Here is a 16899-nt window from a genome sequence, read left to right on the forward strand (position 1 = left end):
TTCGTGCCGATCCTGCAAAGAATCGCCCGGTTCCTTCGACGAACCTGGTTTGCGGGCCGCACGCGCAGCGAGACTCAGCCACACGCGGCGGCCTGCCCGGGGAGTGTGTCGGCCGTCGAACCTCAATGGCCCGCCATCGTTCGAGGAGTCCAGATGCGTCTGCGCAACCGCGCTGTAGCCGCCGTGTTCATGTGCACCGCGGCCTGTACCGCCCTCGCCCCCCAGGCCGTGGCCGCCCCGATGCCTTGGGAGACCAGCAAGACCCCCACGACCACCACTTACCAGGTCCCCTCCGCAGCGGTCCGCCACAGCGGCACGGTCACAGTGCTGTGCGTCGGCGGCTGCTACCAGTAGGGGGCTGCCCGGACATGGATGTGGAGCGCGACGATGTCCTTCGACTGAACGAGGTGGTCACGCACCCCGGCCGCCAGGCACAAACGCTCACCTCGTAGCCTCCGGGCATGACTGATGACCCGTTCCGGTGCCGCTGCGTCCTTTGCCATGACTACGGTGACCGGGACGAAGCGGACCGTGCGGATCTGAGGATGATCGAGAATGTGAAGCAGCACGGATGGCACGTCATGTTGGTTCCCGAAGATGAGATCGGTCCTGGATTCGCCTACACGATCGGCCTCGCGCACACCCACGGCGGACCTGAACTGGCCATGTTCGGACTTGATGTTCACACCATGCATCGCATGCTCAACAGGCTCGGGGCGAAGTCCGCCGTGGACGGGGAACTGGCGGACGGCCAGAGCCATCCGGATGTCGTCGAGGGTCATCAAGTTCGGCTCAGAAGGGTCGATCTCCGCTGGTACCGGACGTTCTTCGGACGGGCCATCGGGTTCTACCGACGGCCTCCTTTCCCTGTGCTGCAAGTTGCGTGGCCCGATGTGGATGGCCGCTTCCACTGGGAAGAGCAGGCCGAGGAGGGGCATCGTGAGTCACAGCCCCAACTGTGGCTGCCACCGCGGGAGCACCCAGCCGGGATCTGGACGGCCGAACTGTGAAGCGCGAAGCCGCCACGGGGGCCTCGCCCCGCCGAGTACTCCGTCCAAGAGGCGGTTACGGCCATGCCCCGGCTCTGACGGTCGTGAGGGTCGTTGCGGACCACGTACGGGATCTTGAGACCACGAGCAGCCCACGGAGGGTCACGCCGCATGATCGATGAATTCGCGAAAGACAACCTCCACGGGAGACTGCGGCGGGACCGCAGGGCGTTGCTCTGGAAACTCGACGGCTTGTCCGAATACGACGCCCGCCGACCTTTGACAGCGACCGGGACCAATCTCCTCGGCCTGGTCAAGCACGTGGCCAACGTCGAGGCCAGGTACTTCGGCGAGGTCTTCGACCGCCCTTCCCCGGAACCGCTGCCCCGGTGGCAGGACCACTCCGACGGGAGCGATATGTGGGCGACCGAGCACGAGACCCGCGATCAGATCGTCGGGTTCTACCGGCGGACGTGGGAACACGCGGACGCGACGATCAACGAGCTTCCCCTCGACGCCCCCGGCCACGTGCCGTGGTGGGCGGAGCCTCATCCCAACACGAACCTGTTCGCCGTCATGGTCCACGTCCTCAGTGAGTCCGTCCGCCACGCCGGGCATGCCGACATCCTGCGCGAGGGCCTCGACGGCCGAACCGGGCTGCGCGCCGAACACGAGCAGCAGATCGACGACGAAGCTCGTGCAGCCCACTGGGCGAAGATCGAGCAGGCTGCCAGGGCGACCGCACCGATCAAGGCTTGGAACCCCTAACGGGAAGTCCCCGTGCCGCCTTCCGTTTCCTGGGGGTCCGGTCCCGCTGCGTATGCCAGCGGAGGTGCGATTGCTTGCGCATCCGCTCCCTCGCCGACCCACAGGGCAATGAACAGCGCGGCGGTCGCTTCCAGGAGTCCCGCCCGCTCGAGACCGCCGCCAGCCACGGGTTCGCAGCCCACGTCCTGCACCAACTCGCGTACCCGCACCAGGGCCGTCTCATCGTCCCCGCAGACGGGCACGGCCAGTGGCCGCCCGTCGAAGACGGGCGGCCGCATACGCCACACGTCCTCGTGGCAGAGGTTGAAAGCCTTGACCACGTGGGCTCCCGGCGCCGCCGCGGCCAGTTGCCGCGCGGCTGAGGGGCCTCCTTCTGTCAGCAGCCGGAAGCCCGGCCCGACCGGGTTGGAGCAGTCGAGCAGCACTTTGCCCTCCAGGGCCGCGTGCAGGTCCCGTGCCACGTCTGCTCCCGCCCCGAAGGGCAACGCGGCCAACACCACCTCCTGGCCGGACTCGGCCGCCGCGCGCAGACTGGCAGGCTTCGCGCTGCCTCCGATGCGCGTAGCGAGCCGCTCCGCCTTGTGTGCGTCGCGTCCCCCGATGATCACCTCGTGCCCGGCCCTCACCCAGTGGGTGGCGAGCGCGTCGGCCATGTTGCCCGTTCCCAGTACGCCGATCCTCATCACGCGTTCCCTCTCCGTGCCTGCTTCGACCGTTCACATCGACGCTAGAAGGCGGTTCGGGCACCATTTGGTACGTGACGACCGACGCCTTCCTCGCCGACTGCCGCGCCCGCCTCGCCTTCGACCTGCTCTCCAACACCTGGAACGCCGTGGTGCTCTGGGCTCTGCGCGACGGCCCCAGGCGCCCGGTCGAACTACGGGAGCAGATCGGGGGCATCAGCTCCAAGGTCCTTACCGAGACTCTGCGGCGACTGCAGTTCAACGGACTGGTCGACCGGCAGGCACACCCCGACGCACCATCGCGGGTCGAGTACCGACTCACCGCTCTGGGAAGGACCTTGCTGGCCCCCATCGACGCCGTCGGCGCATGGGCCTTCGAGCACGGCGATGAGGTGATGGCCGCCCAGGAAGCAGCATGCACTCCCGCCCCGCAGTCCCCTCCTCCTACTCGCTAGACCGGTCAACAGCGTGAGCGCAGACGTCGCCTGCAGATGAGTCAACAGCCCGGGGTGAGGAAGGTCTCGTGGACGTCGTCGCGGATCTCCCGGAACAGATCATTTCGTCGGGAGTTCTTAGAGGTTGCGGGTCAGGACGTTGTCGACGGTGTCACCGGCAACGGCTTGGGCGGGTAGCTGCGCAGGACGAGCGAGGTGGTGACGGGTCCGTAACGGGCGAGGGAGTCCACGACCTGTTCGAGGCGTTCGGCGTGAGAGCAGTGCACGTCGAGCAGCAGGCAGTCCTCGCCGGTGACACGGAGTGTCGAGACGACTTCGGGGGTCTGGGCGGCAAGGGCGAGTGCTGGGGTCAGCTGCGCGTGGGTGGTGCGTAGCCGGACGACGGCATGGATGTTCAATCCGACTGCCCTGGGGGCGACGACAGCGCGGTAGCTGGTGATGATCTTGTTCTTCTCCAGGCGCTGGATGCGGGCGCTGGCTGCCGGCTGGGACAGCCCGACTCGGCGTCCGACCTCGGCTCCGGTGAGCCGGCCGTCGATCTGGAGCAGTTCCAGGATGGCACGGTCGATCTCGTCGAGTGATTCCATCGTTGTCACCCCCACTTTCTTTGAGATCATTTGCTGAGCCACAGGGTTGCCGCTGATCCATCGAGAATCACCCAGGGTGCCCCCGCGATGGGTGGGGACCACGACTGGAAGGACGGTAGGCGATGGTCGCGTACGTCGTCATCCCTGGGATCGACGGTTCGGATGAGCGGCACTGGCAGAGCCTGTGGGAGAAGCGATGGGATCCCTCAGCGGTCCGGATCGCACCGGCGTCGTGGAGCAGGCCGGACCTGCCGGACTGGGTTGCCGCGATCCAGACTGCCTACAACACCGCTTCCCGGCGTGACGACCACGTGGCGTTGGTGGCCCACAGCCTTGGCTGCTGGGCAACTGCGCACTGGCTGGAGCAGGCGCGACCCGACACGGTGACGGCGTTCCTGGTCGCGCCTCCCGATCCCCGGGGACCGGCGTTCCCACGTGAGGCCGCGTCGACGTTCCTGGGCCTGTCCGCTCGCCCTTTGCCGTGCCCGAGCCTGATGGTGGCCAGTGACGACGACCCCTACTGCGACCCCGCGAGGTCCGCCGCCTTCGCGCACGAGTGGCAGGCGCAGAGCCACCTCATGGGAAGCCACGGCCACATCAATTCCGACAGCGACCTCGGTGACTGGCCAACGGGCCTGGAACTCCTTCGCAGGCTCGTCGACCGCTGAGATGACTGATCCGACACGAAGGCCCTCCGCGTCGACGCCGGCCCTCACCCTGCCCAGAAAGCCCGTGCATGTCGCATCGCAATGCCCCGCTGTCCGCCCGTGCCGGCGTAGTCCGTCTCCCCTGATCGCGCGCCCGAGACGGCGCGCTCGATGCGTCGGGAAACGGTTCGCGCTCGCGGTGAAGCGTCGGGAACCAGGAGAGCGGCTCTGTGACAGGGGCAGGGGCGGACGCGTCCTCACGGTGCGCATCCGGCCCTGCTCCGGGTCATCCTTGCTGGGCTTCGCCCAACAGCAGTCCCGAGTCGCGGCGCCAGGCTTCGCCCTCGGAATTCCAGGCGACGCGGGGGCCGAGGGCGATCCAGACGCCGAACTCACCGGGAGACGGCTCGGCGGCCTGGTCCAGCCAGACGCTGTTCAGGGAGAGTTTCACACCGCAGCCTTTGAAATCGGACAGCCCGCGCCAGCCGCAGTGCCAGGAGGCTGTCATCATCAGCGGGCCGAGCACGGCCACCATCGCGTCCAGTTCCTCCTCGGTGCAGTCGTCCTCGGGCTCGCTCTCGGGCCCGCCGAAGGGCGGGGTCCGGTTCAGAGTGAGGGTCACGCTCTCCGGCAGGGGCCAGAGATCGGCCAGGTCGGGGCCCAGTCGCAGGTCCGCCGTGAACAGCCGGGAATATTGCTGCTCCGCGTCGAACGTGACGACACCGCGGCGCCCCAGCTCGTCCAGGAACGGTACGACGCCCGGTTCCCGGTCCCCGACGACGCGGGCGGTGTCGAAGGAGCGGAGGGCGTGTGCGTACTGCTCCGCTGTGGTGACCGGCTCCAGCTGAGGCCAGGGGATGCTCTGCCAGTCGGCAAGATCACGCATGATCGCGCGCGCCCGCGCCAGCGCGCTCCGTGCGTCGGCAAAGGACTCGCGTACTCGGTAGAGCGTCGAGGACAAGAAACGTGCCTTTCGGACAAGGGCAGGGGCGGACGCGCCTTCACGGTACGCATCCGCCGCTGTCCTGGCTCACAGCCTGCGGTCAGAGAACGGCAGACGATTCAGTACGAGTACCCGTTCGACGAATAGTAGGTATGGGTACGTTCGTCGTAATGGCCTTCGTCGGCGTCGTTGCCCAGATCGAAGTTGCCGAGACTGTCACCGCTTTCGTTGTAGACCCGCAGACGGAATCCGCGGACCTTGTCGAGGCCGCCGTTGTTCTTGATCCGCAGATTTCGATACTGGCGGACCCACCCCTTCACCTCCGACGCGTCAACCAGGTCCGGGACCTGTATGAAGACCTCGTTGACATCCGTGCCCCCTGCCCAGTCCTGGCGCCAGCGCAGTTGCTTGACGGCCTCTCTGAGTTGGCCGTTGAAGCTCTTGAAGCTGTTCTTCATGATCGTCTTGATCTCGCCGTAGCCCACGATGTTGCCCTGCTGGTCGAGGTACTCGATGTCCGGGTTCTCCACCCGGTCGCCCGGGTCAGCCTTCAGTTCGTTCTCCTTGGGCATGGCCCGAGCCCGTGTGCCCTCCGGGGCTCCGTCCAGCGAGCGGTACGCGTTGTCCAGGGTGAGAGGCGCCTCGCGCCCTTCCTTCTCGCCATGCTCATCGGCCAGCTTCTGCGCATCCGCGTCCCGGCCCGAATCCTCCGAGGACGAGCCGTCCGACCCGCCCCCGCCGTCGCCGCCCCCACCGCCGTCACCGTTCTGCACGGCATACGCGATGTTCGGCGCGGCGACCGATGACGCGACCGTTGCGGTGCCGGTGACGGCGAGTGCGGAGCCCGCGAGGATCAGTGCCTCGCCCGGTCCGAGCGCACCGATGCCGGTCGCCATGAGCGCGCCGCCCAGGCCGTCCGCGGCCGCGCCGAGCAGCAGCTGCCCGACACCGAGTGCGGCCATGGGGGCGTTGGTCCGGTCGATGACCTGCTGGGCGGTGTCCGCCAGGCTGGAGACCGCGTTGGACAGGGAGCTGAACCAGCTCTGTCCGGTCGGGTCGCTGCCGGTCACCGGGTTGTTGGCGGCGTAGTCGTAGCCCGTCAGCTGCGAGGGGTCGGTGGCCTCCAGCTGCGGGTCACGGCTGACGAAGCGGCCGGTCTGCGTGTCGTACTCGCGCATCCCCAGGTTGACCAGGCTGGTCGCGGTGTCGGTGGTGCCGCCGACATAGCCCTTGTCGCCGAGCCAGTCGGCCGGGGCCGCGCCGCGGGCGCCGCCGAAGGGCAGGTACTGACGCCGGGTGACCGCCTGGGTCTGGTAGTCGACGGACAGATAGTCGGTGCCCTGCCGGTTGGGGATCAGGTACTGGATGTTTCCGCTGCTGGAACGGGCCGCCACAGTGGTGCCGTTGACCGAGTAGTAGCGGGTGCCGGTCACCGCCTTGGTGGAGGTGTTCTCCACCAGTTCCTCGTCGCCCAGGTAGAGCGTGGCCTGGGCGGGGTCGGTGCGCAGCACCAGGCCCCCGTCGAGACCGTAGAGGTAGCCGGTGGAGCCGGCCGACGTGGTGTCGGTGTCCAACCGGTTCTGGTGGTTCCAGGTCAGGGTCTGGTCGCCCAGTGCGCCGCCCTGGATCGAGGTGGTGTTGCCGGAGGCGTCGTAGTGGTAGGACGCCGTGTTCGCGGCCGCGGCCGGGCCGGTGGCGGTGGTGCTGCCGAGGGTGTGCGGCTGGTCGGTCGCGGAGCCCGCGGTCGGGTAGTGGTATGTCGTGGTGGTGTCGTTGCCGCTGTTGCCGTTGGTGTCGTGGTCGGTCTGCGTCTGGCGCTGGCCGTCGGCGGCGTAGGTCCAGGTCTGCCAGTAGGGGTTGGTGCCGCCGACGGTGGCGCTGCTGCCGGTGTCGGGCGTGGCGGCGCAGTTGTCGGTGGCGGTCCAGGCCGCGGTCAGGCGGGCGGCCCAGTCGTAGCCGAAGCACTGGGTGTCGACGGCCGAGCCGCCGTTCTGGCTGTCGGTGGTCGAGGTGAGCAGTCCGGCACCCTTGGAGACGGCCGCGTCGCCCCAGGTGTAGCCGGTGTCCTCGACGACCGTGCCACTGGTGGAGTCGGTGGTCCTGGCGTCGGTGGGCTGGCCGGTCTGCGGGTCGTACTTCAGGGTCAGGTCGACCCAGTTGGTGGTCGGACCCATGGAGTACTGGAGCGGGTCGCCGTACTCGTCGTAGCCGATGGCCGAGACGTACGTCCAGGCGGTGGTGCCGGTGCTGGCGACGCTGGTGGGCCGGCCGTACTGGTCGTAGCCGTAGCCGACCGTCTCGGCGGGCAGGCCGCCGCCCGCCGGGGACTGGCTGGTGGCCAGGGTTCCGGTCGTCTTGTACGTGTACGACTCCGTGTAGCCGCCGGACGGCGCCAGCGGTGCCAGGTTGCTCGGCAGGTTGGCCAGTGTGGTCTTCGAGGCCGCGACTTCGCCCAGGTTGGTGTAGGCGAGCACCGCGTTGGTGACCGAGGGGCTGCTGGTGCCCAGCCGGTACGAGGTCGAAGAGGTGGGGTACCCCTTCTTCAGCGTGTCGTACGTCCAGGCGGCGACCTGGTCGGCGGCGGACGGGGTGGCGTTGCCGGTGGTGTCGTAGGCCGCGGTCCTGCGACCGTCCTTGTCGTAGCTGTAGCTCGCCTGGTCACCACGGGCGTCGGTCGTGGTCAGCAGCTGGCCTGCGTTGTCGTAGGTCGCGGAGGAGCCGCCGGCGTCGGGGTCGGTCGCCGCGACCTGGTCGCCCAGAAGGTTGTAGGTCCAGGTCCAGGTGTTGCCGGCCGGGTCGGTCTGGCTGGCCTGGTGTCCGTCGGGGTAGTAGGTGTAATGCGTGTCGGAGTAGTCCGAGGCGGAGTCGTGAACCGGGTCGGCCGGGGCACCCGTGTGGTACTGGTACAGGTCGGTCTGGTGTCCGCGGGCGTCGGTGATCGTGGTCTCGGCCACGCCGCCCCTGGGGGGCACGGTGGTGGTGAAGTCACCGCCGAAGACCGTGGTGGTGTTCCAGGTGGCGGTGCCCAGCGCGTAGGCGGTGGCCGCGGTCTTTCGTCCGGCGCCGTCGTAGGTGAAGCCGCTTTCTGAGGGGATGTCACCGTCCTGAGCCTGCACCAGCGTGGAGCTGGGGACGCCGGTCGTGTAGTAGGGGGCGGTGGTCTTGGCCACCCAGCCGTTGGTGTCGTAGACGGTGTCGGTGACGTCCCGGCCGCCGTCGGCGGTGGCGATCTGCGTCTCGCGGGGCCGGAGCAACGCGTCCATCAGCAGCTCGCTGCTGCGGTAGGTGCCGTCGTCGTTCAGGGTCTGGGTGATGACGGAGCTCGGCTTGTCGGGGGCGAGCGTGTAGGTGTATTTGGCCGTTGCGGCGGTGATCCCGGGCCGGAACACGGCGGTGGTCCGCCCCAGCGCGTCGTACTGCGCCTTGGTGACGTAGCCGGCTGCAGTGGTCTGCGTCAGCATCAACCCGCGCAGCGGGTCGTAGGTCTGGCTGAGCGTCTGTTGCATCGGGTCGGTGGAGACGATGGCGGTGGGTGCGGCGCCGGTGGTGGGGGTGTAGGCGGTCTTGGTGGTCTGCTGGTCGGCGTCGGTGCTCGTCAGCGTGCGGCCGTAGACGTCCGTCGTGAGCGACGACATGGTCGAGTAGACCGGGGTGGACCCGGTGTAGGAGGTGGCCTGCTGGGTCGAGGTGGGGTCGCCTGCGGTGGGTGCGGCGCCCAGGGTGCCGGAGCCGTCGTAGAAGACCCGCTTGTCGCTGACCGCGTCGGCCGGGAGCGACGGGGTGGCCGAGCAGTTGACGGACACCGTCCTCGTCTCGTCCACCAGGTTGAAGATCCATGCGGAGGTGTTGTCCGCGTAACTCGCCGTGGTGCACAGGTCGTCGCTCGCGGTGGAGACGTCGCCCTTGTCGTCGGCCTTGGTGACCCGGCCGTGGGAGTCGTGGGTGTAGTCGGTCTCGGTCTCCCGGGTGGTTCCGGACGCCAGCGGCGTGTAGACCTCGACCGCGCTCTGGCCGGTCAGGAACGCCTTCTGCGCGGGCAGCCCGCCGGACAGCGCGTGGATGGCGGTCGCGCCGCTGCTCCAGGGGGCGGTGATCGTGTCGCTGACGACCTTTCCGCTGTTCAGCCCGTTGTAGAGGATCGCCTCGTAGGTCAGGCCGGCGTACTGGGCCGAGTCGGTCACCGGCGGGTCGCCGCGGGAGTCGGTGACGCTCGCCGAGCGGTTGCCGCCGCCGGACAGGGTGTCTCCGTCCATGCCGCGGAAGTAGGTGTAGTCGGTCTCGGTGGCCGGGTCGGGCGCGGTGCCCGTGGTGACCTTCATGCCGCCGTAGCCGCGCCACTGGTCCCAGGTGCGCTGGGCGGTGGGGGTCAACGGGTTGTCTGCGTGGTGCCAGGCGGGGGTGCCCACCGGGATGTAGCGGGTGACGATGGTGTCGTTGACGCCGCCGCCGGTCTGGTCCTGCTGGGTGACCGTGGTGACGATGTACTTGTTGAACCAGTCCAGCATCGGGCTGGTCTGCCCGGTGGGGGTCCAGTAGCCGGGGTAGCACAGGGAGGTGTTCTGGCCGGCGTCGCTCGGGGTGCCGCCGGCGCAGGCGGGGGCCGAGTATCCGACGCTGATGATGCCACCGGACTCGGTGGTGACGGTGTTGAGCCGGTAGCGGGTGATCGGCGGGTAGCCGTCGGTGAGGTCCACCCGGTTCGACAGCGGCGTGCCGGAGAAAGTCACCGAAGGCATGGTGAGCGCCGACGTGGAACCGCCGCCGGAGGTGTCCTGGCCGGCGCGGGTCACCGAGCTCAGCCACAGCGAGGGTGTGGTCGCGTCTCCGGTGGCGGGGAAGGAGTAGGTGAACGCCCAGGAGTCGACGTTCGTCTCGGTGGTGCCTACCAGCGCCTGGGTCTGAATGCCCGCCAGCTCGTTCTCGGTCCAGAACGTCGGGGAGTTGGACGAGCACGTGGCGCCGCTGGCGCAGTTCAGGTCGAACGGCACGTCCGGCCAGTGGGAGGCGCTGGAACTGGTCAGCGTGGAGGTCGCGCACCCGGTCGCCGAGGTGTTGCAGCGGCCGTTGTAGGTGAAGGTGACCTGGGCGGCGGGGCTGGTGGAGTACACCGAGCTGTCGCGCTGGCCGTACTGGATCCTCGCGAGCACCGCGTCACGCACGTAGGGGGTGTCGGCGGTCTTGCCGAGGTTGCGCGCGTAGTAGGCGGTGGTCGGCGTGTAGAAGTAGGACATCACGTCGCCGTGGGTGTCCTTGACGTAGTCGAGCATCCAGCGGTAGCCCTGCTGGCACCAGGAGTTGGCCCAGGTGGCGTTGTAGCAGGGCTGACCCGAGGCGGTGGCGTAGACGGGCTCGGTCAGCACCGAGTCGGTGGTGGTGTTCCCCGACGCCCACCCGGGCAGCCGGTTCAGACCGAACGTGTACTGGGTGCCGTTCGACGTGGTCACCCGGAAGTACTCGCCGCTCTGTGCTCCGTTGGTGGCGCCGGTCAGCCGCTCGACGCGCTCGTCGGAGTCGCCCTGGGCCCGGTAGGCGCCTGTGGTGTCGTCCTTGATCAGGGTGGTGGTGCTGCCGTTGAGCGCGAGGGTGAGCTGGTTGTCGGCCGACCAGCAGTTGTCCCAGGTCCTGGTGGTGCCGCTGGGGTTGTCGTGGCAGGAGCCGTAGGAACGCTCGATGTAGTTGCTCGGCAGCGAGAAGCCGTCACCGACAACCGAAGCCTGGTTGTTGGTGGACGAGGTGAGGCCGTCCACGCTCTGCGAGTCGTAGCCCAGTGAGAGATTGGGCGTCAGGCCGCCGGGAACGCTGGGCCCGTTCACCGGGTAGGACCAGGTGAACGCGTCGGTGCTGCCGCCGGCCTGCCAGGAGCCGGATGGCTTGAGCGAGGTGGCGGTGAAGTCCCCGCCGCCCCCGCTCGGCGCGGCGGTGGCCGCCAGGACCATGCTGTCGTGCGTGAGGGTGAGCGGGGCCGAAAGAGTGTGCGTCGTGGTGCTGTTGGCAGAGGCGACGGGGGTCCGGGTGCGGCAGGAGGCGAGGCGCGGCGTGGTCAGGGCGCAGTCGGGAAGCCTCACGAGCCGTAGCCGCGAGCCCCAGTCGGCGCCGAACGCGGCGGTGAAGTCCCGGTAGTCCAGGCCGACTCGGACCTTGCCGTGGCTGCCTGTCGGCAGCCCGGACAGCTTGAGCAGTACTCCGTCGACTCCGGCCGACTGCCCGGTCCGCTGCGGCAGGACGCGCACCGCGGAGTGGTCGAGGGCGAGGCCGGAGGAGGGGGCCAGCCAGACCGGGAGGCTGCCCGCTCGGAGCCGGGCGCCGGACGCCGCCGGCTTCGGTGCGGCAGTGCCGCCCTGTGCCTTCGGGGCCGCACCGTGCGTCGCGGCGGTGGCGAAGGAGGCGGTGCCGCTGGGCCACATCACCTTGGGCGAGGGCGAGTTGGCCAGGTGCCGGACCGGGCCGTAGTGGGAGCGTACGGCGGTCACCGGGACCGGCTTCACCTGGGTGAAGCCGGGTTGCCGGTGACTTCGGGCCGGTTCGCTCGCGCCGGTGACGCCCACGATCATGGAGACCACCGCCGCCAGGGCGGTCAGTCCCCGTGTCAGGCGGCCGTCGGTTCTCGAGCGTCCGCCCGTCCGGCCTCGTGAACCTGTCGTCCTTGGCACGGACTTGCTCCTTCGCGCGGCAGTGAAGTCGATCTTCAAGACGCAACGGACGGTACGTGTCCGCATCCTTGCCGCGCACGGGTGCCTGAGTGGCTCTTCCCCGATTCTCGACAGAGGCACATACGGGTCTTACCTGTTCGAATGATCTTTGCGGGGTTCCGGACGATCACTTGCGTTCGCCTCCCGGTCGGACCTCCGACCGGGAACGAGAGACAGGAATCCGATGCCCATACCTCGCGCAAGCGCGCGAAACGGCAGACCCAGAGCGGTACTGGCAGCCGCCGCAGTGCTGGCGGTCAGCGTCACCGGACTGGCCTCCACACCCGCCGCCGCAGCACAGCCGACCGCAGGCCTCAAGATCACCGGCAAGAGTGCCCCCGCCCCCAAGTCCCCTGCACCGGCTGCGGGTTCGCCGGTACTGCCGAACGGCTTCGGCCCCACCGCCGCCGACTCCGACGCCATGCGGGCCGCCGCCAGACAGGCGCACGCCACCGGCAAGCCGGCGGCGGTCTCGTCGCTGACCAGCCCGACCGTGCTGGTGGAGGCGGAACCCGGTGGCGGATTCCGCTCGGTCTCCAGCCCGCTGCCGGTCCGCACCCGGCAGAGCGGCCGCTGGGTGCCGGTGGATCTGCAGCTGGTGCACCGGGCCGACGGCAGTTGGGCTCCGAAGGCCACCGCCTACGGCACCGTGTCCTTCTCGGGCGGCGGCACCGCCCCCCTCGCGGTCACCCGTTCCGGGAACACCTCTCTCACCCTCACCTGGCCCACCGCCCTGCCGGCCCCGCACATCTCGGGCGCCACCGCAACCTACCCCTCGGTGCTCTCCGGCGTGGACCTGATGGTCTCCGCCACCGCGTCCGGCGGCCCCAGCGAGACCCTGGTCGTCCACGACGCCGAAGCGGCGCGGAACCCGGCGCTGACCTCGCTGCGCCTGGGCGCTCAGGTGCGCGGCGGACACCTGGCCGCCGCCGCCGACGGCAGGCTCACCGTCACGGACGCACACGGGGCGGTCCTGGCGGATGCGCCCACACCGCTGCAGTGGGACTCCAACCGAACCCTGCCCGCCGACCGGCAGCACCCCGGCGCAAAGGTGGCGGCCGACGCCTCCGACGCCGCGCACCCGGGGCTGGCCGCGCGCGTCGCCGAGGTCCGGGCCCGAGTCGGCTCCGGCGCACTGTCGCTCGTGCCGGACCGGCCGATGCTGACCCGCGCCTCGACCGTCTACCCGGTTTTCGTCGACCCTTCGGTCAACTGGCACCCGGTCGACTACACCAGCCCCGCCTACGACGAGGTCAAGCAGGGCTGCCCGGGCACCTCCTTCTACGACAAGACCGGCTCCCAGGCCGACAACGGCTACCTGGGCGTGGGCTACAACGGCTGGCCCGAGGGCTCCTGCAACACCGGCGACGAGCACGCCCTCTACCAGTGGACCCTGTCCAAGACCATCTTCGGCGCCGTCATCAACAGCGCCGAGGTCGACGCGACCGACATCTACTCGGCCTCCTGCTCCACCAGCGCGACGGTCAACCTGCACTGGTCCAAGGGCATCGGCTCCGGCACGGACTGGAGCAACCGCCCCGGCTACAACAGCTACTCGACCTCGGCGAGCTTCGCGCCGGCGTACAACCCCACCTTCTGCCCGGGCAACGGCAGCACGACCAACGGCTTCAACGTGCTGACCCCGATCAAGACCGCGGCGAGCGGACACGCCACCAGCTTCACCGCGACGCTGAGCGAGGACTCCATGGAGTCCAGCCGCAACGACCTCGGGTTCAAGCGGTTCTCGCACAACCCGACGTTGCAGATATTCTTCGACAACCCGCCGAGCGCTCCCACCGCCGCCACCATGGCCGCCGTGTCCGGCGCCGCCGACGCGGCCTGCGACACCGCCTCGCCGTACCCGTACATGGGCAAGACCATCGCCTCCACCCCGCCGGTGCTGCGCGCCAAGGTCAAGGACCCGAACGGCGACAAGCTTCAGGCCACCTTCCAGTACTGGGTCGACGGCACCACCACCAAGTCCACGATCAGGAGCGGCGACAACCTTGCCGTCAACACCTACGCCACGGTCTCGCTCCCGGCGTCCTTCGTCTCCTCGCTGACCGACGGCAAGACCGTCGACTGGGACGTCACGGTCACCGACGGCATGGCGTCGACCTCCTACAGCCAGTCGCCCACCTGCCACTTCACCGCCGAGCCGAGCGCGCCCGACGAGCCGACGCTCGCTTCCGAGAGCAACCTCTTCCCGGACACGGACGTCACCGACGCCGCCGTCGGCGCGGCCGCCGGCACCGCGGGCAAGTTCGACATCACCGGCTCCGGCACCACCGCGACCAAGTTCGTCTACCACCTCGACGTGCCGCCGCCGACGAGCAACCCGCCGGCGGCCGAGACCGTGAACGCGAGCGGCAACAAGGCGACGGTCACCGTCACCCCGCCCTCGCCCGGCCCGCACACGCTCTACGTCTACTCCGTGGACGGGGCCGGCGACGTCTCCGGCACCTCCGCCTACCCGTTCCTGGCCGCGGGCCACCCGGGCACCACCTGCACCAGCCTGGCCGCCTGCTTCAACAACGTGGGCGTCAGCGCCGACACCAACATGACGGCGGCCAACTTCGACGGCAACGGACACAGCTTCTCCGCGACCGACTGGTCCAACGCCGGCTGGACCAGCGGCGGCAAGGTGACCGTCGACGGCGCCAGCCTGACGCTGCCCGCCTTCGGCTCCGGCCAGAAGGACAACCTGCTGGCGGCCAACCAGACCGTCGGTTACTCCGGCCACGGCAGCGCCCTGGTCTTCCTCACCTCCTCCACCTACACCAACCTGGCCACCCCCGGCGCCATCGCCGGCGACACCACCGCCCCCTATGTGCCGGCCGGCACCAGGGTCAGCGCCACCTACTGCTTCTCCGGCGACAACGCAGACGCCTTCTGCCCGGCCACCGGTGAGATCACCTACACCGACGGAACCAGCACCAGTTACACGCTGACCGTGCCCGACTGGTCCAACCCCGACAGCTCCATCGCCGCCGCGGTCTTCCCGCACGTCAACGGCGCCACCCAGAGCACGGCCGACCGCCGGCTCTACGCCTTCTCGGTGCCGGTCGACCCGGCCCGCACCATCGCCTCGGTCACCCTGCCCGACCTGACCGGCGCGGCCGGACCGAGCGAGTCGACCCTGCACGTCTTCGCCCTGGGTACCCGCGACACCACCGCGGGCACCACCGAGGCGGGCGGCGGATACGCCGCGGCTCCGGCCGGGCAGTCCTGGACCGGCGCCTGGTCCAGTGCCACCGAAGGCAGCTACGGGCTGCCGGGCGGCGGCACCTACTCCAATCAGACCATCCGGCTGGCCCTGAAGCCGTCGGTGTCCGGCGGCACCGTCCGCGTCAAGCTCGACAACGCTCTCGGCACCAGCAAGCTCTCCATCGGCCACGCCACCATCGCCCTCAGCTCCACCCCGAGCGCGATCGGCTCGGTCCCGGCCGGCACCCCGACGACGCTCAAGTTCGGCGGCAGCCAGTCGGTCACCGTCCCCGTCGGCAGCATGGTCTACAGCGACCCGCTGGCGTTCACCGTCACCGCGGGACAGTACCTGCTGGTCTCCTACCAACTCAGCAACGCGGTTCCCTACCTGGTACAGCACTCCTACGCAGGTGGCTCCTACGAGTACATCACCGCCGGCGGCACCGGCGACCTGACCACGAGCACCAGCGCCACGCCGTTCACCACCAACGCCGCGGCCTACGGCAACTTCACCGACCTGGTCACCGACCTGGACGTGCAGTCGACGCGTGTGCCCACCGAGGCCGTGCTGGGCGATCATCTGGTCGACCCGTTCCAGCCTGGCACCACGTTGCCCAACTCCAACGGGTTCCGGGTGGCCGACGGGCTGACCGCCGCCGAGCCCTCGACTCCCAGCCCCTACGGCGTGATCGCCGAGGGCATCGAGTCCAACCAGCTCATGACCGACAACCCGGAGACTTACAACGGCAGTGTCATCGGAGGGCCGTCGGTGCTCTCCCGCCTCGACCGCGACATCCTCGACCAGCCCGGCCTCTCCACCGTCATCCTGGACAGCGGACTGGAAGACCTGCTGGCAGGGGCCACCAGCGACGACCTGGACGCCAACGGCTACACGGCGCTCGTGCAGCAACTCCAGGGCTGGGGCATCAACGTGGTGCTCACCTCGCTGACACCCTGCGAGGGCTTCACAGGTGACGGCGCCACGCCCAACGACCCCTGCACCAGTACCACGGACAGCAACCGAACGGACGTCAACGCCTTCCTCGGGGGTATGAACCTGGGCAACCCCTGGGCCACCCCGGCCGTCTACTTCGCCGACCTGGACGCGGCCGTCGCCGTGACGGACCCGACCACCGGTGAGGAGAAGCTGGCGGCGGCAGCCGACAGCGGCGACCACGTCAACCTGTCCAACCCTGCCTTCGGCGCGCTCACCACGGCCCTGCTCTCCCCCGTCGACGCCTGGAACCTGGACGACGGCGACGGCATGCCGGTGGCCACCGACACCGCCGCGACGGACACCCTCAACACCCTCAACGCGGCAGGCGCCGACCCGAACCTGGGCAACAGCCCACTCACCCTGACCGGCGGCACGGCCTGGGCCACCGACGCGACGCGGGGCACCGTGCTGAGCCTGGACGGCAGCACCGGCTACGCCGCGAGCGGCGGCCAGGTGCTCGACACCACAGCCAGCTACTCGGTCTCCGCCTGGGTCAAGCCCTCCTCGCTGCCCAGCGGCAACGCGACCGTCGCCGGACAGGACGGCACCCAGAACAGCCCCTTCTACCTCCAGTACAACTACGCCCACAAGAGCAGCCCGGGCTGGGCCCTCACCTTCCCCAACGCCGACACGACCAGCCCCTCCTTCGCCCTCGCCTACGCCTCCGGCGCCACCGCGAACACCTGGACCCATCTGGTCGGCGTCTACAACGCCGCAACCAGGACGGCACAGCTCTACGTCAACGGCGCCCTCGCCGGGACCGCGGCCAACGTGACGTCGTGGGGCGCCACGGGCGCGTTCTCCGTCGGGCGCTCGAAGTACAACGGGGTCGACAGTGACTTCTTCCCCGGCTCCATCAGCGACGCCCAGGCGTGGAACTACGCGCTGACCGCCAACCAGGTCACCGCCCTCTACCAGCAGATCCCCTAAGAGC

10 protein-coding genes are annotated in these 16899 nt (G+C 69.4%); 6 read left to right on the forward strand and 4 right to left on the reverse strand.

All coding sequences use genetic code 11. The features are described 5' to 3' along the window. Positions 1-153: 153 nt before the first annotated feature. From ACH4ZA_RS29185 to ACH4ZA_RS29195, 3 genes are all read left to right on the forward strand, one after another. Positions 154-354, forward strand: coding sequence for a hypothetical protein (locus ACH4ZA_RS29185; protein WP_398432364.1), 201 nt, complete (start codon positions 154-156; stop codon positions 352-354). Positions 355-461: 107 nt separating this feature from the next. Then, complete coding sequence (locus ACH4ZA_RS29190) at positions 462-1010, forward strand: DUF4262 domain-containing protein (RefSeq protein ID WP_398432365.1); 549 nt, start codon at positions 462-464, stop codon at positions 1008-1010. 150 nt (positions 1011-1160) lie between these two features. Next, positions 1161-1757 (forward strand): DinB family protein, encoded by a 597-nt coding sequence (locus ACH4ZA_RS29195; protein WP_398432366.1) that lies wholly within the window; start codon positions 1161-1163, stop codon positions 1755-1757. Here the strand turns inward: ACH4ZA_RS29195 and ACH4ZA_RS29200 are convergent. Next, positions 1754-2440 (reverse strand): NADPH-dependent F420 reductase, encoded by a 687-nt coding sequence (locus ACH4ZA_RS29200; RefSeq protein WP_398432367.1) that lies wholly within the window; start codon positions 2438-2440, stop codon positions 1754-1756. The two genes, ACH4ZA_RS29195 and ACH4ZA_RS29200, sit on opposite strands and share 4 nt — an antisense overlap. Before the next feature lie 74 nt (positions 2441-2514). Between ACH4ZA_RS29200 and ACH4ZA_RS29205 the strand changes: the two genes are divergently transcribed. After that, entirely contained in the window at positions 2515-2895 is a 381-nt protein-coding gene (locus ACH4ZA_RS29205) for a winged helix-turn-helix transcriptional regulator (RefSeq protein ID WP_398432368.1), read from the forward strand. Positions 2896-3026: 131 nt separating this feature from the next. On the opposite strand, the gene ACH4ZA_RS29210 is transcribed toward ACH4ZA_RS29205, so the two are convergent. After that, positions 3027-3482, reverse strand: coding sequence for an Lrp/AsnC family transcriptional regulator (locus tag ACH4ZA_RS29210; protein ID WP_398432369.1), 456 nt, complete (start codon positions 3480-3482; stop codon positions 3027-3029). A 122-nt stretch (positions 3483-3604) separates the two neighbouring features. Here ACH4ZA_RS29210 and ACH4ZA_RS29215 point away from each other — a divergent pair, with 122 nt between their 5' ends. After that, positions 3605-4150, forward strand: coding sequence for an RBBP9/YdeN family alpha/beta hydrolase (locus ACH4ZA_RS29215; RefSeq protein ID WP_398432370.1), 546 nt, complete (start codon positions 3605-3607; stop codon positions 4148-4150). A 265-nt stretch (positions 4151-4415) separates the two neighbouring features. On the opposite strand, the gene ACH4ZA_RS29220 is transcribed toward ACH4ZA_RS29215, so the two are convergent. Beyond that, positions 4416-5015 (reverse strand): hypothetical protein, encoded by a 600-nt coding sequence (locus ACH4ZA_RS29220; protein ID WP_398432371.1) that lies wholly within the window; start codon positions 5013-5015, stop codon positions 4416-4418. A gap of 176 nt (positions 5016-5191) precedes the next feature. Then, positions 5192-11722, reverse strand: a complete 6531-nt coding sequence (locus ACH4ZA_RS29225) for an RHS repeat-associated core domain-containing protein (protein ID WP_398432372.1) — start codon at positions 11720-11722, stop codon at positions 5192-5194. Between the two features lie 223 nt (positions 11723-11945). On the opposite strand from ACH4ZA_RS29225, the gene ACH4ZA_RS29230 reads away from it, so the two are divergent. Then, the gene (locus tag ACH4ZA_RS29230) at positions 11946-16895 is read left to right on the forward strand and encodes a LamG-like jellyroll fold domain-containing protein (protein WP_398432373.1); all 4950 of its coding nucleotides are present in this window, start codon (positions 11946-11948) and stop codon (positions 16893-16895) included. The last annotated feature ends 4 nt before the right edge of the window (positions 16896-16899 follow it).

Origin of the sequence: Streptomyces sp. NPDC020597, from assembly GCF_044335095.1 — a bacterium.
Lineage (GTDB): Bacteria > Actinomycetota > Actinomycetes > Streptomycetales > Streptomycetaceae > Streptomyces.